This is a genomic window from Candidatus Pelagibacter sp. PS_16 (assembly GCF_059417965.1).
Map to the genome: position 1 here is coordinate 1079654 of NZ_CM182074.1, position 19237 is coordinate 1098890.

Annotated in this window: 18 protein-coding genes; 7 read left to right on the top strand and 11 right to left on the bottom strand. The window is 29.0% G+C overall.

What is annotated here, in order from left to right; all coding sequences use genetic code 11:
• Window positions 1–4: 4 nt before the first annotated feature.
• Window positions 5–193 (bottom strand): DUF2093 domain-containing protein, encoded by a 189-nt coding sequence (locus AC5SL0_RS05710; RefSeq protein WP_018413565.1) that lies wholly within the window; start codon window positions 191–193, stop codon window positions 5–7.
• A gap of 21 nt (window positions 194–214) precedes the next feature.
• Between AC5SL0_RS05710 and purD the strand changes: the two genes are divergently transcribed.
• The gene (purD, locus tag AC5SL0_RS05715) at window positions 215–1480 is read left to right on the top strand and encodes a phosphoribosylamine--glycine ligase (RefSeq protein WP_020169736.1); all 1266 of its coding nucleotides are present in this window, start codon (window positions 215–217) and stop codon (window positions 1478–1480) included.
• Window positions 1477–2043, top strand: coding sequence for a 16S rRNA (guanine(966)-N(2))-methyltransferase RsmD (rsmD, locus tag AC5SL0_RS05720; protein WP_484014174.1), 567 nt, complete (start codon window positions 1477–1479; stop codon window positions 2041–2043). Before purD ends, rsmD begins: the two co-directional genes overlap by 4 nt.
• Here rsmD and AC5SL0_RS05725 read toward each other — a convergent pair.
• From AC5SL0_RS05725 to AC5SL0_RS05750, 6 genes are read right to left on the bottom strand one after another with little or no spacing between them, the layout of a single operon-like run.
• Window positions 2035–3177, bottom strand: coding sequence for a phosphoglucose isomerase-related protein (locus AC5SL0_RS05725; protein ID WP_278387138.1), 1143 nt, complete (start codon window positions 3175–3177; stop codon window positions 2035–2037). The two genes, rsmD and AC5SL0_RS05725, sit on opposite strands and share 9 nt — an antisense overlap.
• Before the next feature lie 4 nt (window positions 3178–3181).
• Window positions 3182–3634, bottom strand: a complete 453-nt coding sequence (locus AC5SL0_RS05730; RefSeq protein ID WP_494618075.1) for a DUF3035 domain-containing protein — start codon at window positions 3632–3634, stop codon at window positions 3182–3184.
• Window positions 3621–4121, bottom strand: a complete 501-nt coding sequence (gene lspA / locus AC5SL0_RS05735; protein WP_271726355.1) for a signal peptidase II — start codon at window positions 4119–4121, stop codon at window positions 3621–3623. The genes AC5SL0_RS05730 and lspA overlap by 14 nt, the downstream gene beginning before the upstream one ends.
• A 12-nt stretch (window positions 4122–4133) precedes the next feature.
• A complete protein-coding gene (ileS, locus tag AC5SL0_RS05740) occupies window positions 4134–6851 on the bottom strand; it encodes an isoleucine--tRNA ligase (RefSeq protein ID WP_494618077.1) in 2718 nt (905 codons plus the stop codon).
• Between the two features lies 1 nt (window position 6852).
• Window positions 6853–7770, bottom strand: coding sequence for a riboflavin biosynthesis protein RibF (ribF, locus tag AC5SL0_RS05745; protein WP_494577860.1), 918 nt, complete (start codon window positions 7768–7770; stop codon window positions 6853–6855).
• Window positions 7771–7773: 3 nt separating this feature from the next.
• Window positions 7774–8592 carry a TIGR01459 family HAD-type hydrolase gene (locus AC5SL0_RS05750; RefSeq protein WP_494577861.1) on the bottom strand — a complete coding sequence of 273 codons (819 nt, stop codon included), beginning with the start codon at window positions 8590–8592 and terminating at the stop codon, window positions 7774–7776.
• A 123-nt stretch (window positions 8593–8715) separates the two neighbouring features.
• Here AC5SL0_RS05750 and groES point away from each other — a divergent pair, with 123 nt between their 5' ends.
• The 3 genes from groES (at window position 8716) to AC5SL0_RS05765 (ending at window position 11696) form a co-directional block, all read left to right on the top strand.
• The gene (gene groES, locus AC5SL0_RS05755; protein ID WP_006997749.1) at window positions 8716–9006 is read left to right on the top strand and encodes a co-chaperone GroES; all 291 of its coding nucleotides are present in this window, start codon (window positions 8716–8718) and stop codon (window positions 9004–9006) included.
• 23 nt (window positions 9007–9029) lie between these two features.
• A complete protein-coding gene (gene groL / locus AC5SL0_RS05760; RefSeq protein WP_494618079.1) occupies window positions 9030–10694 on the top strand; it encodes a chaperonin GroEL in 1665 nt (554 codons plus the stop codon).
• Window positions 10695–10853: 159 nt separating this feature from the next.
• The gene (locus AC5SL0_RS05765) at window positions 10854–11696 is read left to right on the top strand and encodes a sulfotransferase domain-containing protein (RefSeq protein ID WP_271616296.1); all 843 of its coding nucleotides are present in this window, start codon (window positions 10854–10856) and stop codon (window positions 11694–11696) included.
• 195 nt (window positions 11697–11891) lie between these two features.
• On the opposite strand, the gene AC5SL0_RS05770 is transcribed toward AC5SL0_RS05765, so the two are convergent.
• Window positions 11892–13544 (bottom strand): DEAD/DEAH box helicase, encoded by a 1653-nt coding sequence (locus AC5SL0_RS05770; protein ID WP_494618082.1) that lies wholly within the window; start codon window positions 13542–13544, stop codon window positions 11892–11894.
• Window positions 13545–13739: 195 nt separating this feature from the next.
• Here AC5SL0_RS05770 and typA point away from each other — a divergent pair, with 195 nt between their 5' ends.
• Window positions 13740–15566, top strand: a complete 1827-nt coding sequence (gene typA, locus AC5SL0_RS05775; RefSeq protein WP_006997745.1) for a translational GTPase TypA — start codon at window positions 13740–13742, stop codon at window positions 15564–15566.
• On the opposite strand, the gene yczE is transcribed toward typA, so the two are convergent.
• A complete protein-coding gene (gene yczE, locus AC5SL0_RS05780; protein WP_494618084.1) occupies window positions 15563–16210 on the bottom strand; it encodes a membrane protein YczE in 648 nt (215 codons plus the stop codon). The two genes, typA and yczE, sit on opposite strands and share 4 nt — an antisense overlap.
• 53 nt (window positions 16211–16263) lie before the next feature.
• On the opposite strand from yczE, the gene AC5SL0_RS05785 reads away from it, so the two are divergent.
• The gene (locus AC5SL0_RS05785; RefSeq protein WP_494618086.1) at window positions 16264–16944 is read left to right on the top strand and encodes a DUF6134 family protein; all 681 of its coding nucleotides are present in this window, start codon (window positions 16264–16266) and stop codon (window positions 16942–16944) included.
• 2 nt (window positions 16945–16946) lie between these two features.
• Here the strand turns inward: AC5SL0_RS05785 and AC5SL0_RS05790 are convergent, their stop codons facing one another.
• Both AC5SL0_RS05790 and AC5SL0_RS05795 read right to left on the bottom strand, forming a co-directional pair.
• Complete coding sequence (locus AC5SL0_RS05790) at window positions 16947–17918, bottom strand: NAD(P)/FAD-dependent oxidoreductase (RefSeq protein ID WP_494618088.1); 972 nt, start codon at window positions 17916–17918, stop codon at window positions 16947–16949.
• The gene (locus AC5SL0_RS05795) at window positions 17915–19234 is read right to left on the bottom strand and encodes a TldD/PmbA family protein (protein ID WP_494618090.1); all 1320 of its coding nucleotides are present in this window, start codon (window positions 19232–19234) and stop codon (window positions 17915–17917) included. Before AC5SL0_RS05795 ends, AC5SL0_RS05790 begins: the two co-directional genes overlap by 4 nt.
• Window positions 19235–19237: the final 3 nt, after the last annotated feature.

A 19237-nucleotide genomic window follows, 5' to 3' on the forward strand; every position in this document is an offset into this window, starting at 1 on the left:
GAATTTAGTGTGTCTCTTTTTTTTTATGAGCTTCTACATATGAAAAATATGGTTCTTGAAGCTCAACATTCCAATAATTAAGATTTTCTAAACTAATTAATTTTCCTGATACAGCACAAACGACATGATCACCATTTTCAATAATTTCAAAGTTATTTGGTAAATATTTTAATTTTGCTAATTTTTTATTCATTTTTAGTTTATATACATCTATATGAAAGTTGGAATAATTGGAAGTGGTGGAAGAGAGCACGCTCTATGTCTGTCCATCAAAAAATCGCCTAGAGTTAACAAGATATACTGCTTTCCTGGTAATGCAGGAACTTCTGATATAGCTGAGAATATTGAAATTGATTTATCAGACTTTAATAAGATTAAAGAATTTTCAATCAAAAATGAAATTAGTTTATTAATTGTTGGACCAGAAAAACCATTAGTCGATGGAATAGTGAATTTCTTTAAAGATACTGAAATAAATATTTTTGGTCCTGATAAAATTTCTTCTCAGTTAGAAGGATCAAAAATATTTACAAAAAAAATATGTGAAAAGCACAATATACCAACTGCTAAATTTGGTATTTTTGAAAATGCCAATGATGCAATATCTTTTTTAGATAAAACTCAGTTTCCACTTGTTGTCAAAGCTGATGGTCTTGCATCTGGAAAAGGTGTTTATATTTGTGAAAATAAAGATGATGCAAATTTAGCAATAAAAGAAGTTTTTGATGGAAAGTTTGGATTAGCAAAAAATATTTTAATTGAGGAATTTCTTGTTGGTGAAGAAATGAGCTATTTTATTATAAGTGATGGTAAAGAAATCAAGGGCTTTGAAACTGCACAGGATCATAAAAGAGTTCTAGAAGGTGATAAAGGAGCGAATACAGGTGGAATGGGTGCTTATTCACCTTCAAGACTACTCAATCAGCCTTTGGAAGAAAAAATATTAAATAAAATAATCAAACCTACCATTAACGCTCTAGAAGAAATGGGATCTAATTATAAAGGATTCTTATACGCTGGCTTAATGATAGTTAAAGATGAACCTTATTTGATTGAATACAATGTACGAATGGGAGATCCAGAGTGTCAGACTATTTTACCAAAATTAAAAACAGATTTATTTGAAATTATCAATGCGTGCTGCAATGAAAACTTAAAAGATATAAATATAGAGTGGCATGATAAAAAAAGTCTATGTATTGTTTTATGTTCAAAGGGCTACCCAGATAAATATAATAATCAAATTTTAATAGATAATATTGGAAATCTAAAGCTCGATGAGGATGATTATTTTTTTCACGCTGGTACAAAAAAAATAAACGATCAGGTTTATTCAAATGGTGGAAGAGTAATTAATTTTGTTAGTCTGTCATCAAATTTTAAAAATAGTAGAGATAAAGCTATAAGTTTAATTAAAAAACTTAATTGGAAAGATGGTTTCTATAGAAAAGATATTGGTCATAAGGTGATTGATGAATGAGAATTATTTCAGGAAATTTTAAAGGCAAAAAAATTCTTCTACCTAAAGATAAACTAACAAGACCTCTCAAAGATTTAACAAAAGAGTCAATTTTTAATATATTAAAACATTCTAAATTATTAAATGTAGAGTTAGAAAATTCTAATATTTTAGATTTATTTTCAGGTGTTGGATCATTTGGTCTCGAATGTTTATCAAGAGGAGCTAGAAATATTACCTTCTTAGAGAGTTACACAGAAGTATTAAATATTTTAAAAAAAAATATAGATAATTTAAATCAACAAAATCAAACAAAAATAATTGAAAAAGATATTTTTTCTGAAAATACACTTAAACTATTAAATGACAAATTTGATATTATTTTTATGGACCCTCCCTATAAGGAAAAAAAATTACCTTTTCTGCTGAATGCAATAACTAAATTAGAATTGCTTAACACAGATGGCATCATAATTATTCATAGACATAAAAAAGAAGATGACGACCTACCAAAGGAATTCAACCTAATTCTAGAAAAAAATTATGGTATTTCAAAAATTATATTTGGAAATATTTTAACTTAATATTTTTTTTGTTTCTATTTTTATCAACTCAACAGAAGGTTGATCAAATGGATTAACATTTAAAGCTCGACCAAGTAAAATAGTCTCTAATATAAAGAAACAGAACAATTCACCTAGAGACTGTTCATTTCTTTTTAAAATTCTAAAGCTTCTAAAAGGTATTTTTTTTGAAATAAAAACTTTCTCTGTAGCAATCATTTGAGATTGTTTTATTTTTTCTATTGATAGGTTTTTTAAAAACTTATGAGTATTTAACACACTATCATTCTTAATTTTAACATTTCTATTTTCTAGAACATTAAAAAATGTATAAAAATATTTATTTGGGCCATCTAGATAAAGCTGCATTAAACTATGATTATCTTTTGGCATTGAAGAAACAACGGGTAATAATCCAAGTGATTTTTTTCCTAAACTTTCAGCTATTAGTTGCTGATACCATTTAAATAAATTTTCAGATTGCTCATCATAATTTAAAATTATTGACGTTTGTTTTCCACTCTTAATTAAGTTTAAGGTAGTTGACACGTTGCTTACTAAATTATTAATAAAATTTTTATTTTTAATAAGATTATTGAATTGCTTAAATTTCTTTTCATTCAGATTCATTAATTCTGCAGGTAGCATTCCAACTTCTGACAACACAGAATACCTGCCTCCTACATAATTTTTATGCTCAAATATTTCTGCCTTTAGTTTTGCTGCTAAGTTAGTTAGATAGCTATTTTTTGACTCAGTAATAATAATATTTTTTTCTTTTTTGGTAATTAATGCATTGGCATTCGCTATTGTCTCCAATGTATTTCCTGATTTAGAAATAATTAAATTTAAATTTATATTTTTATTATTAAAATAATCTGCATTGCTGTTTAAATTATTTACAAAAGTAATTTTTTTTTTTATTTTAGGTTTTAAAAAATCATAAATAGCTTCAGAGCCAAGAACAGATCCACCCATACCAATTATTCTTAAATTTGATAATTTTTTATATTTTTTAATTATTTTTTTTGAATAGCTATATTTATATGTGGGTTTTAAAGTTTCAAACAATGCTGGCTGATTTTTTAGTAGTTTTAAAAAATCTTTTTTTATTATTTTAGAACTTTTGATATTTAAAAAATTTTTAAATATCATTTCTTTAGTGCTCTAGATTATTGAATTTATCTTTTAGTTTTTTAAAAAAACCTTTTTTTTTTGGTTCTTCATTATCTTCTATAACTTCATCTAAATTTATTTCTGTAGTTTTTATTAAATTAACTTTTTTTTCATTAATCTTTTTAATAATAGATTGCTCAATAGAATTTTTTGCATCATCACTTTTTTCACTTGTGCTTATAGAAGAGCTTTGATTTATTATATCTTCAATGTCTGATGTATCTTTTTTATCTGATATTATGTTTTCTTCAGGTTCCTTTCCAGGTTCTGGTAACTCTCCAAAGCTAGGGGGTAGTACTAATGGAGACTTTTTTTCAACCAAAAATTCGTCACTTCCTTTTTTTTTGCTTCCTCCCAATCCTTCGGCAACTGTTCCACAGGAATTTAAGAAAATAAGTATTAAAAAAGAAGCTATTAATGGATTAGTTTTTTTCATTTGTATTTTTATTATTAAAGAAAAGTTCTACTAAAATAAGGCAAAAAACTCCAATGGTAATAAATATGTCAGCTACATTAAAAACAAACCAATGAAAGCCATAAAAATGTAAATCAATAAAATCTGGAACAGCGGTATAAACTATCCTGTCATAAAAGTTCCCAAAAGCACCACCTGCAATTAATGCAAAAAAGTAACGCTGAATATTATTATTTTTTAACATCATAAAAATAATACCAATAATAATAAGACCAATTAAGATTGTAATAAAATTATAAATAACACTTCCATCTATTGAAAATAAACCAAAAGCTATTCCTTTGTTCCAGATTAAAAATAAGTTCAAAAAAGGAGTGATATAAATATCAACCGAAGTTTCTACTTCCGCAAGTTTTAAAATATATAGTTTTGTTGTACGATCAAATATAAAAACTACTAATATAATTACTAAATTTAAATAAAAGTTTTTTAAGTTAATTTTGTTCATCAACCTTTTTAGTTAATCTGAATGTCTCTCACATTTAACTTTATTGATTTTCCAACAAACTGGGCATTTATTTCCTTCAGCTTTAATCGTTTCAATAATTATTTCATCAGTGCTCGATTGATGAACTAAAGCAGAAGATGTGATGCATATTTCTGAAAAATCTACATTTTTTGAAATTTCGAATAATGATTTATTTAGATTAATAATTAGACTAGCTTCTAAGCTTGATCCTATTTCTTTACTAGCTCTTTTTGCTTCAATACTTATATTACAGATATCTCTAATTTTTTTTAACTCTATCCATTTCTTATGCAGTTCTTCATCTTGAAAAGACTCTGGATATTTCATGAATTGTTCAAGATGAATACTTTTTTGCTCTTTGTTTATCAGGGTAAAAATTTCTTCAGTTGTAAATGAAAGTATTGGTGCAAACCATTTAACCAAAGATTCTAAAATAATATTTAAAACTACTATACTACTCTTTCTTCTATCAGAATTTTTTGAGTCACAATATAAAGCGTCTTTCCTAATATCAAAATAAAATGAAGATAGGTCTACTGTGCAAAAATTTAAAAGCTCTTTATAAAGATTGTGAAAATCATAAGATTTAAAATAATTTTTAAAATTATTATTTAGCTCATACACTCTATGTAGCATATATCTCTCTAGCTCTGGCAATTGTTTAATGTCTAGACTTTCCATATCAATTTTTTGGAAATCATCATTTAAGTTACCTAGCAAATATCTAAATGTATTTCTAATTTTTCTATATGAATCAGCGTGTTGTTCTAAAATAGAATAATCAATTCTTAAATCTTCAGCATAATTAGATGATGCAACCCATATTCTTAAAATATCTGCACCATACTTTTTTAAAATATCCTCAGGTGCAATTACATTTCCTACAGATTTTGACATTTTCAGACCTTTGCCATCCACAACAAATCCATGTGATAATATTGACTCATAAGGCGCTCTCCCTCTTGTTCCACAAGATTCTAAAAGTGACGAATGGAACCATCCTCTATGCTGATCTGAACCCTCTAAATACATTGATGCTGGCCATTGAAGATCTTCTCTTTTTTCTAAAACAAATGCATGAGTGCAACCGCTATCAAACCAAACTTCAACAATATCACTTATTTTTTCGTAATCTTCTGCTTTATATTTATCCCCTAAAAATCTTTGAGGACTATCAGAAAACCAACAATCAGAACCCTCTTTTTCATAAATGCTCGCAATATTCTCATTTACATTATCATCTACTAAAATTTCTTTAGTAGTTTTATGAACAAATATTGGAAGTGGAACTCCCCAAACTCTTTGTCTTGAAACACACCAATCTGGCCTTGTTTCAATCATTGCTTTTATTCTTTCTCTGCCTTTGTCTGGATAAAATTTAGTATCATCAAGAGCTTTTAATGCTTTTTTTCTCAAGCCATGACTTTCCATAGAAATAAACCATTGCGGAGTTGCTCTATGAACAAGAGGTGCTTTTGATCTCCATGAATGTGGATATGAATGAACTAGTTCCCCATTAGATAATAACTTTTTTTGTTCTTTTAATTTTTCAATAACAATTGGATTAGCTTTAAAAATATGAGTTCCCTCAAATAAAGGAAGGTTTTTAGTGTATTTACCATCACCATCTACTGTCTCTATGGCTTTTATCCCATGCTTTAAACAAAGATTAAAATCATCAGGACCATGACTGGGTGCACAATGAACAATGCCTGTTCCCTGTTCTGTTGTAACAAATCTTGCTTCAAGCATTGGTATATCATAATCATAACCTAGCTCTAAGAAAGGGTGACTACAAATTGTATCTTTAAAATCCTTACCCTTAAATTTTTTTATTTCTTTATAACTTTTGATTTCACAATCTTTGATCACAGATTCTAGTAGAGCTTCCGCAACAACTATTTTTTTATTCTTAAAATCTCCTTCATCACCTAATTCAATTATTAAGTAATCTAAGGCTTCATTATATGCTAGAGCTTTGTTTGCAGGTATGGTCCATGGAGTGGTAGTCCATATAATAACATCTGTATTTTCTAATTCTTTTATATTTGTTTTCTTAACTGGGAAGGCTGTATAAATTGTATCTGATTTATGATCTTGATACTCAACCTCAGCATCTGCTAAAGCTGTTTTTTCTACAGTTGACCAAAGTACAGGTTTAAAACCTCTATAAAGACTTCCTTCTTTTAAAAATTTTCCTAATTCTCTTACGATTTGAGCTTCTGCTTCAAAGCTCATTGTTGCGTAATGATTTTCCCAATCTCCAACAACACCTAATCGTTTAAATTGTGTTTTGTGAACTTCAATCCATTTTTCAGCAAACTCTCTACACTCTTTTCTAAATTCTGTTATTGGAACTTCATTTTTATTTTTTTTGTTTTTTTTATATTGCTCTTCGATTTTCCACTCAATCGGTAAACCATGACAATCCCATCCTGGAACATATACAGAATCTTTACCATCCATTTGATGAAATTTAACAATGATATCTTTCAAAATTTTATTTAAAGCTGTACCCATGTGAATATTACCATTCGCATATGGTGGGCCATCGTGAAGTATGAACTTCTCTTTTCCCTTATTAGATTTTCTCAACTCCTTATAAAGGTCAATTTTTTTCCAATATTCTAAAATTTCAGGTTCTTTGTTCTGTAAATTTGCTTTCATGGAGAAAGCTGTTTTAGGTAAATTTATATTTTCTTTGCTCATATTAACTTTTTTTAGCAACTTTTAAGTCACTTTGAATTTGTTTTTTTAATTGATCAACGTTTTTGAATTTTTTCTCTTTTCTTATAAATTTTGTGAACTCTACTGATAAATACTTATTATAAAGATTTCCAGAAAAATTAAAAATGTGAACTTCTAATAAAATTTTTTTTTGATTAAAAGTTGGTCTATAACCAAGATTAGCAATCGCTTTTAGTGATTTATTGGAGTTTTTTTGTTTTACTTTAACGGCATAAACTCCAGGCATTGCTATCACATAATCTTTAATATCAATATTGCAGGTTGGAAAACCAATTTTTTTTCCTTGCTGTCTTCCCTTTTGAACAATTCCTTCAATAGACCAATTTCGACTTAATAACTTATTAGTTTTCTTTAACTGTCCTTTTTCTAGAAGAGAGCGGATATATGTTGAAGAGATAACTTTTTTATTTAAAATTAGTGGTTGTGGTTTTACTATTTTGTAATGGTATCTTTCTTCATTTTTTATTAACTGCCTAACATCTCCCTCTCTTTTATTACCAAATCTAAAGTTATTGCTAACAAATATGTATTGAGCTTCTAATTTTTTTGATAAAATTTCTTTAATAAAAAAATCAGACTTAATTGCAGAAAATTTTTTATCAAATTTTTTAGTAATTATAAAATCGACCCCTAAATGATCTAAAATTATTTTTTTTTGATTTATATTAGAAATTCTAAAGTTTTTAAAATTTTTATTAAAAAACATTTTAGGCATTGGCTCAAATGTTAAAACACCAATTTTTAGGTTAAATTTTTTTTTATAAGTATTTGCTAATTTAAATAATTTTTGATGACCTAAATGAACGCCATCAAAATTTCCAATCAAGATAATTGATTTTTTATGATTATTTGAAATTTTAAAATCTTTATACAGCTTCATATTTCACCACTTTAATTCTGTTTGAATAAAGTTTACAACAACTTCATATTTTTTTGAAATTACATCAATACCTTCTTTTTTAATTTCATCTTTATGAACACCATTTGATATAATTAATGAATTAAAATTTAAAAGATTGGCTCCCTTAATATCTGTATTTAAATTATCACCGATAGATAAAACTCTTTTTCCTTCATTGTTAATTGCTTGATTATAAACTTCAGGAAAAGGTTTTCCAAAATAAATAACCTCTCCTCCCATTTTTTCAAAAACAAGAGCTACAGACCCTGCACATAATTCTCTTTTTTCACCTCTATCAACAATTAAATCTGGATTAGTGCATATCATTTTCTTATCCATATGATCATTGAACAACTCTTTGTAATATTTTAAATCCTCACCTTGCTGCTCAAATAATCCTGTACAGAGTAAGTACGAGCTTTCTTTAATGTTATTAGTCTTATTTTTTTTAAAATCTAAAAATAAATCAAAATCTCTTGGTGGTCCCACATGATAAAACTTTTCTTCTAGAGAATTTTTTTTTAAATAATTCAGCGCCGCTTCTCCTGAGGAATAAACTTTTTCTCTAATTTCTTTATTCATCCCCATTTTTTCTAAAAAATTGTTTACTATTTTATTAGGTCTTGGCGCATTGGTTAGAAGAACATAGTCTTTGTTTGCTTTGGTGATTTCTTCTAAGGCTTCGATTGCGTTTTTATGAAGAGTTATCCCATTATGAACAACACCCCATAAATCGATATAAAAAATATCATAATTCTCTACAATCGACCTTAATCCATCCTTATCTAAATTCTTAGTCATTATGGGAGGTATAACTTATAAAAAACACAATTTCTCTGGTTTTTTGCCTTACATATTTTTTTTAACATCTCTTGAAATAGTAAACCTAATAGCTATATGAGTCGCATAATAAAAGGAGAATTTATGAAATTTAAACCGTTACACGATAGAGTTTTAATAGAAGTTTTAGACAGTAGTGAAAAAACTGCTGGAGGAATAATTATCCCCGATACAGCTCAAGAAAAGCCTCAAGAAGGTAAAGTTATTGCTGTTGGTGGTGGTGCAAAAACTGAAGATGGAAAACTAATTCCAATGGATGTGAAAGTTGGAGACAAAGTTCTTTTTGGCAAATGGTCAGGAACTGAAATCAAAATAGATGGCAAAGAATACAGCATAATGAAAGAGTCTGACATTATGGGTATTTCTGGCAAATAATTTAATTTAAAGGAGAAAATAAAATGGCAAAAATTGTAAAATTCGACTCTGAAGCAAGAGCAGCAATGATAAGAGGTGTTGATATCCTAGCTAACACAGTAAAAGTTACTCTTGGACCAAAAGGTAGAAATGTTGTTATCGACAAATCTTATGGTGCACCAAGAATTACTAAAGATGGTGTTTCTGTTGCAAAAGAAATTGATCTTGAAGATAAATTTGAAAACATGGGTGCTCAAATGGTTAAGGAAGTTGCTAGCAAAACAAATGAGGAAGCTGGTGATGGAACAACTACAGCAACTATTTTAGCACAAGCAATTGTTAAAGAAGGTGTAAAATATGTAACAGCTGGCATGAACCCTATGGATGTTAAAAGAGGAATAGACTCAGCAGTAGATCATGTTAAAGCAAGTTTAATTGCTTCAGCAAAAAAAGTAAAAGATACTGATGAAATTGCTCAAGTTGGAACTATTTCAGCTAATGGTGATAAAGAAATTGGTAACATGATTGCAAAAGCTATGCAAAAAGTTGGTAATGAAGGTGTTATTACTGTTGAAGAAGCTAAGGGAGTAGAAACTGAGTTAGACGTTGTTGAAGGTATGCAGTTTGATAGAGGTTATTTATCACCATACTTTATTACTAACGCTGATAAAATGACTACAGAGTTAGAAAACCCTTTCATCTTATTGCATGAAAAGAAATTAACTAACTTACAACCAATGGTTCCACTTTTAGAAGCTGTTGTACAAGCTGGTAGACCACTAATGATTATTTCTGAAGATGTTGAGGGCGAAGCTCTTGCAACTCTTGTTGTAAATAAACTTAGAGGTGGTTTAAAAGTTGTTGCAGTTAAAGCTCCAGGTTTTGGTGATAGAAGAAAATCAATGCTTGATGATATTGCAATTTTAACAGGCGGTCAGGTTATCTCTGAAGATATTGGTGTTAAACTTGAAAACGTTAAACTTACTGATCTTGGATCTTGTAAGAGAGTTAAAGTTGATAAAGATAACAGCACAATCATTAGCGGCAATGGTAAAAAATCTGAAATTGAAGCTAGATGTGCTCAAATCAAACAACAAGTAGGTGAAACAACTTCTGATTATGACAGAGAAAAACTTCAAGAAAGATTAGCAAAACTTGCTGGTGGAGTTGCTGTAATCAAAGTTGGTGGTGCAACTGAAGTAGAAGTTAAAGAAAGAAAAGATAGAGTTGAAGATGCTCTTAATGCAACTAGAGCTGCTGCTGAAGAAGGAATAGTAGTTGGTGGTGGTTGTGCTCTTTTATACGCTTCACAAAGTCTTGACACACTTAAAGTTAAAGGAGACGATCAAAAAGCTGGTGTTGCATTAGTTGCTAAAGCTTTACAGGCTCCTATTAGACAAATAACTTTAAATGCTGGAGTTGATGGTTCAGTTGTAGTTGGAAAACTACTTGAACAAAATAAAAAGAATATGGGTTACGATGCTCAGAACGAAGAATACGTTGATATGTTTGCAAAAGGTATCATCGATCCTGTTAAAGTTGTAAGAACAGCTTTACAAGATGCAGCTTCGATTGCTGGATTACTTGTAACTACTGAAGCCATGATTGCTGATAAACCAGATGATAAAGATTCTGGTGCTGGTGGAATGCCTGGTGGAATGCCTGGTGGAATGGGCGGCATGGGTGGTATGGGTGGAATGGGCATGTAATACGGTTCCCCAACCAGAACACTCTTCGTACAAGAGTTAAACAAATTAGAAACCCTCAGAAAGAAATTTCTGGGGGTTTTTTTTTTGATTCTTAATTTATTTATCATTATAAAGTTACATAAAGCAGATCAATTTTAACAATATTAAAATAATGTATTCATGATTATCTGGATTGCTTCATACCCAAAGAGTGGCAATACTTGGTTAAGGTCAATTATTTCAGCGTTAGTATATTCAAAAGACGGTATTTTTACTTTCGATAAATTAAGTAAAATAGATCAATTTCCAGAAAAAAAATTCTTTAAAGATTTAGTTAAAAATTTTAGAGATTTTGATGAAATAAAAAAAAATTGGATAGCAGCACAAGATAAAATTAATTTAGACGAAAAAATTAAGTTTTTTAAAACACACCAAGGAAACTTTAAAATAGGAAATGATCATTTTACAAATAATCAGAATACTCAAGCAGTGATATATATTGTTAGAGACCCTAGAAATTTAGTTACATCAATTTCAAATCACTATTCTTTATCATTAAATGAAGCGTGCAAATTTTTAACATCACCAGAATTAATGGGAAATGGTAAAAGTTGGGAAGAAAAAAAAGATGGAATATTTAACTTTTTAGGAAAATGGAATGAGCATTATAAATCTTGGACTAATAATACAAAAAATTTATTACTTTTAAGATATGAGGATTTAATTAATGAACCAAAAAAAGAACTAGAAAAAATAATTTTTTTTTTAAACAAATATATAAATTTTGACACTAATGATATTAAAATTGATAATATCTTAGAAAGCACCAATTTCAAAAATTTAAAAAAAATGGAACAAGAAGGGTCATTTACAGAAAATGTGATAAAAAAAGAAACAGGTTCTAATGTAAATTTTTTTAACCTTGGTCCAAAAAATATATGGCAAAACTCACTTGATAAAAAAATTATCAAAAAAATAGAAGATGATTTTAAAGATGAAATGAAAGAAATTGGCTATTTATAAGAAATAGGTTTAGCAAAAGGCATAAAATTTAAAAAGAACAGTTTTAGCTGCTCTTTTTTTTATTAAGCTGTTATAAGATTAAGATATGTCTAAAAGATACAGTGGAAAATCATTTAAAAATTCAAGTACTGCTAAAAAACCAAAATTAAGCTTGAAAGAAAAAAGAAAAAATAAAAAAGAGAAATCTAAAAAATCTTAGACTTTAGCTCTTTTTTGACTATGTTTTTTGAAGGTAAAGCTTTTAGGCCTATCACTTCTGCTTTTAAACTTCTTCTTTCCATCAAAACTAGAGCTTTTTTTCTCTCCACTAGTAGATGAACTTTCAGATGTTTTTTTTCCAAAGTATTTTGGATTATTTGTGAATCCTGTTGGTTTCGAGTTATCCTTTTTTGTAAAACTAGATTTTCCTTTGTAACCGAAACTTTTTTTCTCTCCGTCTCTTGATGATGAACTAGATCTTCCATAACTAGAGGGTTTTGATTTATCTCCAAAACTAGATTTTCCTTTGTAACCGAAACTTTTTTTCTCTCCGTCTCTTGATGATGAACTAGATCTTCCATAACTAGAGGGTTTTGATTTATCTCCAAAACTAGATTTTCCTTTGTAACCGAAACTTTTTTTCTCTCCATCTCTTGATGATCGGTCAGGTCTTCTTTTACCAAATGATTTTTTTTCATCTCTGAATTTTCTTTTTTTATTGTAAGGAGCTTTTCCTCTTTTTCCTCCTCTTGAGTCTCCTCTTGCGCCACGAGGTGCAGGTTTAAAATTTGGATCAATTAATTTACTAATTTCATTCCACATCGATCTATCATCTGGAGTAAGAAAAGTTAAAGCAGAACCTTCTGTTCCTGCTCTAGCAGTTCTTCCAATTCTATGAACATAATCTTCTGGTACTTGTGGAAGATCAAAATTAATTACATGTTGAATTAAAGGAATATCTAAACCTCTTGCAGCAACATCTGTTGCAATTAATATTCTCTTAAGGCCTTTTCTAAATGAGGTAATTACACGATCTCTTTTACTTTGACGAAGATCTCCATGAATAGCATCTGCTGAATGACCTTCTTCTTTAAGACGCTTAACCATTTTATCAGCACCTCTTTTAGTTTTAACAAAAACTAATATTGATCCTTTTCTTGCTATAAATTGGTCTACTAGTTGATCGTATTTATTCTCTTTAAAAACTTGAAGAGTTTCTTGTTTAATTTTTGCAATAGGTACTGATGTTGACCCTGTTGAAATTCTTTGAGGCTTATTTAGATATCTCTCAGAAATTCTAACAATATTCTGAGGTAGTGTTGCAGAAAATAATAAAGTTTGATGATCTTTTGGAACAAATTTTAAAATTAATTCTATTTGAGGGGTAAAACCCATATCTAACATTCTGTCAGTTTCATCTAGTACTAGGTATTTAGTGGCTGATAGATTTAAACTTTTTCTTTTTAAGTGGTCATTAATTCTTCCAGGAGTTCCAACTATTATTCTTGATCTATTACCTAATTGTCTAAGTTGTTTTTGCATTGCCTCTCCACCAATAAGTAAAGCAGTTTTAATGTTAATTTTATCACTAATAATACTTTTAATTGCAGCCATTACTTGAGTTGCAAGCTCTCTAGTTGGACACATAACTAATGCAAATGCATTTTTATCTAGTATTAATTTATTAATTAGAGGAATGCTGAATGCCAATGTTTTTCCAGTTCCTGTTTGAGCTGTTCCTAAAATATCTTTTCCCTCTAAAGCAACAGGAATTGCCATCGCCTGAATTGGAGTTGGTTTCGTAAACTTCATTTTTTCCAATGAATTCTTTAACGAATCTTCTATTTTTAGTAATTTAAAGTTTTCCATTTAGGTATTTAGATTTTTTAAAATTTAAGGAGATATGCTCTTAATCCTTTAATACGTCTAATTTATACAGGGATATCTATACGTTTTTATAACAATCACAAGAAGTGAATTTTTAGAAAAATTAATTTAAGTGAGTAAATATTGATTTTTTTTAAGTTTTCAAATGACTCAATTAATGTATAAGAGCGTCAAATTATGAGTAACAATATTCGAAACATCACAATTATCGCTCACGTTGACCATGGTAAAACAACTATGATTGATAATCTAATGAAACAAAGTGGTTCATTTAGAGAAAATGAAGTTGTAGATGAAAGATTGATGGACTCTGGGGAGTTGGAAAAAGAAAGAGGAATTACTATTCTAGCTAAACCTGCTTCTATTGATTGGCAAGGTACTAGAGTTAATATTATCGATACACCAGGTCACAGAGATTTTGCAGCTGAAGTAGAACGTGTTTTAAGTATGGCTGATGGTGCTTTATTATTAATTGATTCTGCTGAAGGTGTAATGCCACAAACAAAATTCGTGTTAGCAAAAGCTCTTAAGCAAGGTTTAAAGCCCATTGTTGTAATTAACAAACTAGATAAAGCTGATCAAAGAGCTAATGAAGTTTTAGATGAAACATTTGACTTATTTGTAAGTTTAGATGCAAACGAAGAACAGTTAGACTTTCCAGTTATGTATGCAAGTGGAAGATCTGGATGGGCAGATAAAGAAGTAGATGGCCCAAGAGAAAATCTACACCCATTATTAGATTTAATCATAGAACATGTTAAGCCAGCAGACCTTGATAAAACTAAACCTTTCGCAATGCTATCTACTTTATTATACGCAGATAGTTTCTTAGGTAGAAGTTTAGTTGGAAAAATATCTCAAGGAACAGCAAAAGCTAACCAGCCTATTAAAGCAATAAATCTTAAAGGTGAGAAAGTTGATGAAGGTAGATTAACTAAAATTTTTAGATACGAGGGAACAAAAAAAGTACCTATTGAAGTTGGTGAAGCAGGAGATATTGTTGTAATTGCAGGTTTAGAAAAAGCTAATGTAGCAGATACAATTTGTGATCTTGAAGTAAACGATCCACTTCCAGCAACTCCAATAGATCCTCCAACAATGTCTATTACTATAAGTGTGAATAGTTCACCTTTAGCTGGGACAGAAGGTAAAAAATTAACAAGTACTCAAATCAGAGATAGACTGGTTACTGAAGCACAAAATAATGTTGGAATTTCTTTTTCTCAAAATGCAAACGTAGACGCTTTTGTAATTAGTGGTCGTGGTGAGCTAATGCTTGAAATTCTACTAACACAAATGAGACGTGAAGGTTTTGAAATGACTGTAAGTCCTCCAAAAGTTTTATACCAAAAAGATGATAATGGTAACAGACTAGAACCAATTGAAGAGATTACTGTTGATGTAGATGAAGAGTTTTCATCAAAGATTATTGACTCAATGAATAGAAGAAAAGGTAAATTACTTGATCTTAAAGATACAGGAAAAGATAAAAAAAGATTAATCTTTCATGCACCAACAAGAGGCTTGATGGGTTACACAAGTAGATTTTTAACTTTAACAAAGGGTACTGGTGTAATTAATAGAATCTTTCATGGTTATGGAAAATTTGAAGGTGAAATGGATGGCAGAAAAAATGGTGCTTTAATTTCAATGGCAAACGGAAAAGCTGTTGCATTTGCAATATTTAACTTGCAGGCAAGAGGTGAAATGTTTGTAACTCATAATGATCCTGTTTATGAAGGAATGATTGTCGGATTAGCCCCAAAACCAGGTGATATGATTATTAATGTCATGAAAGGTAAGCAGTTAACTAATATGAGAACTCAAGGAACTGATGAAAATGTTGTACTTACACCAGTAAGACAAATGTCAATTGCTGAACAATTAAGTATGCTAAATACTGATGAAGCCTTGGAGATTACTCCAAAATCTCTTAGATTAAGAAAAGCCATTCTAAATCCTAATGACAGAAAAAAGAATGAGAAATCTGGAACACCTCTTTAATTAAAAGTTTTTCCAACAAGATATAATCCTAAAGCAACCGAAGGTCCTATTCCAAAAGCAAATAATAAAGTTCCAACTCCAACTGTTCCACCTAAATACCACCCAATAGACATCACTGTTATTTCAAGAAAAGCTCTTACAGTTGCAATGGGTAAGTTAGTTTTTTTTTGTAAACCAACCATTAGTCCATCTCTTGGTCCTGCACCTAAGTTTGCAACAAGATAAATCCCCCCACCAAGACCAACCGTAAGTACAGCAATTGTTGCTAAAATTAATTGATTTAAATAATTTTCAGGGGTTGGTATAAATTTTATGCAGACATCGATCATTAAACCAATAATTATTGCATTTAAAATTGTTCCAATTCCAGGTTTTTGTTTAAGTGGCAACCAAAGAAACAAAACTCCAATACTAATTAATACTGTTATTATTCCAATTGAAAGATCAACATTCAATGCAATACCTTGTGCAAGAATAGACCAAGGGGAAGCCCCCACAAAGGAAACTATTAATAATCCCTCACCTAGACCAAATAAAACTAATCCAAGACACAAAAAAAAGAAAGTTGAAATTTTTGGTTTAAGATTTAATGGTTTTTCAGAACTCCAATATACCTTAGGAATATTTTTAATTTTCAAGAACATATTTTCAATAAATTACTTCTTTTAAAACTAAAGTCTATTATTGTTACTCCTTTATGAAAAAATTTTTAATATTAATATTTTTCTTAGCATATTCACTCAGCTCTAATGCTCATATGGCGCATTATAATAAATTTAATAAAATTGAAATGGAGATTTTAAAAGATGGTGAAGTTATTGGTTATAATTATTATTTTTTTAAAAAGGATGGAGATAAGACAACCGTTACAAATCAAATTAAATTTACAGTGAAATTATTTGGTGCAACAATTTTTGAAGTTGAAGGGTTTGGAGAAGAAAAGTATATTAAAGATCAATTAATTTCTTTTAATTCTAAAACACTTCAAAATGATAAAAAAAAATATGTAAATTTAGAATTTAATAAACAAACAAATAAATTTGATATTCAGGGTTCTTCCTATAGTGGTATAGCATCAATAAATAACGTAGTTGGAAACTGGTGGAGCCATAAAATTTTACAAACTGATAGTCAAATTAGTCCAATATCAGGTAGCATCAAAGAACAAGTAGTAACCTTTGTTGCTAAAGAAAAAATCGAACTCTACGGTAAAACCTATGAGGTGGATCATTTTAAATTAACCTCAAAAGACATGTCTTTACCAAAAGATAAAAGACTTAATTTTGATATATGGTTTGATAAAAAAAATTCATTAATTTTAAAGGTTACTTATTCTAGATTAGGAAATTGGGAATATAAGGTTAAAAAGTTTGAATAAAGTTATTTATTTATTTTATTAAAAAGATCTTTAGCGCTTATCCATCCCGACTCTAGTCTAGGTCCAACAAACCAATCCGCACAAACTCCTAGGTTTAAGGAAGAATTCCAATAACTTTTAATTCTCAAAGGTTCTGAGTTAGATGAATATTTCCAGCCATGATTTAATGAAAATAAAACTTTGGTTTTTTTGATACCTGTAAGCTTAAAAAACTGCTCAATCATAATCTTTGTGTTCAATTTTTTATTTTCTCGATTTTTATCAATTTTTTTATTTGCCCATGAGTAAGTGCTCTGCAAAGTCCAAAGATCATTTTTACTTTTAAATCTCATTTTACTATTTTCGTTGCCAGCCCAACCTAAAATTTTATCATTAAAAAAATAACTACTAACGTTAAGTTTGCTTTTTTTTGTTGCCATCATGACTGTTATATTTGCATCCATTTTTATTTTTTGATTAATAAATGAATGTTTAATATATTTTTTTGAAAGTTTTTTTAATTGAGGAAATGGACAGGTTAATATCAATGATTTATATAATTTTTTTGATCCATCAGAAAAATATATTTCCCAAACTTTATTTTTTTTAAAAATTTTAATTACTTCACTATTAAAATTGCAGTTGATATCTTTTAATAGATATTTGCTGATTGCGTTGTTACCTTTTTTTCCAATTATTTTAATATGTTTTTTATCTTCTTTCTTATCAGTATTTAAAAATAAATGTTTTCCTGGCCATTTTTTAACAATTTTTTTAGAAATTAAACTTTTTATAAATTTTTTAAATTGAATACTTTTTGGTGAAATATATTGAACACCATGGTCAAAGCTTTCATTCTTATTAAGCTTTTTATTAGACGATCTTCCCCCAACTCCTCTCGCTTTATCATAAACATCTAATGAATATTTTTTACTAAGAGAATTTGCAATTGTTGCACCAGAAATACCTGAGCCAATAATACAGAAATCCTTCATTTACCCGCAACTACCATGCCTTCTATTAACATCGTAGGGGCATTGGTAGAATATTTAAACTCAAGATCATCAGCCAAAGTAATGTTTTTGAAGATATCTTTAAAATTTCCAGCAATAGTTATTTCACTTACTGGATATTTAAACACTCCATTTTCAACCATAAACCCTGTGGCACCCACAGAATAATCTCCTGTAACTAAATTACTTCCATGACCGATTGTTTCTGTAATATATAAAGTTCTTTGATTTAATTTTAATAAATCCTTGTAAGAAATGGAACCTTTTTCAAAATATAAATTACTTGTTCCACCACTTCTACCATTTGACTTAAGGTTTAGCTTTTTTCCATTATAGGTATCTACTAAATAATGTTTTAAAACACCTTGATCTACCAACTTTAATTCTTCAGTTTTCACTCCTTCAGAATCAAAATACCTTGACCCTAATCCTTTAACTATATTGGGTTTATCAAAAATATTTATTGCAGAGGTAAATATTTCCTCATTAATTTTATCTTTTAAAAAAGATGTGCCTCTTGCAATTGAGGAAGCAGATATTGCACTTGCAAAAGTACTCAATATTCCTTTTGAAATTCTTCTATCAAAGACAATACTAATTTTTTCACTTTCTATTTTTCTTGGATCTAATTTTTGTAGTGTTTTTTTTGCTGCCATTTCACCAATTTGACTAGGTTTTAACATATCATTTAAATGACAAGTGCTGGTAAATTCATAATCTCTTTCCATTTTATTATTAGAATCTTTTGCTACAGCAACACATGATGCTGAAAAAGAAGAAGATTTATAACCATTTAAAAAACCATCACTGCTAGCTAATATAAAATTTGATTTTGACTCAGAAAAACCAGTTTCTGTATTAATAATTTCTTTTTTTTGAAATGCAGCCTCCTCTACTTCTTTTAAATACTCAATTTTTTCATCATTCTCTATATGGTCATCATCATATAAATTTAGATCATTAATTTTATTAGCCAGTAAGTCTTTATCTGGTAATGAATTATATTCATCCTCTGGAGTAATTTTTGTTGTCTCAATACATCTTTCAACCAATGTCTTGATATTTTCTTCAGTAAGATTTGAAGAGGAAATACTTGATTTTTTTTTGCCAATATAAGTTGTAAGACTAACGCCTAGGCTATCTGACCGATCAGATTCGTCTAATTTTTTATTTCTAAAATTTACTGTTTCTGAGATGGAGTGCATCACAGCAGCAGTTGAGTCTGTTGCTCCAAGTTTTTTTGCTAAATCTATACAAAAAGAAGCTGTCTTTTTTAAATAATCTTGATCTTTAACCATATG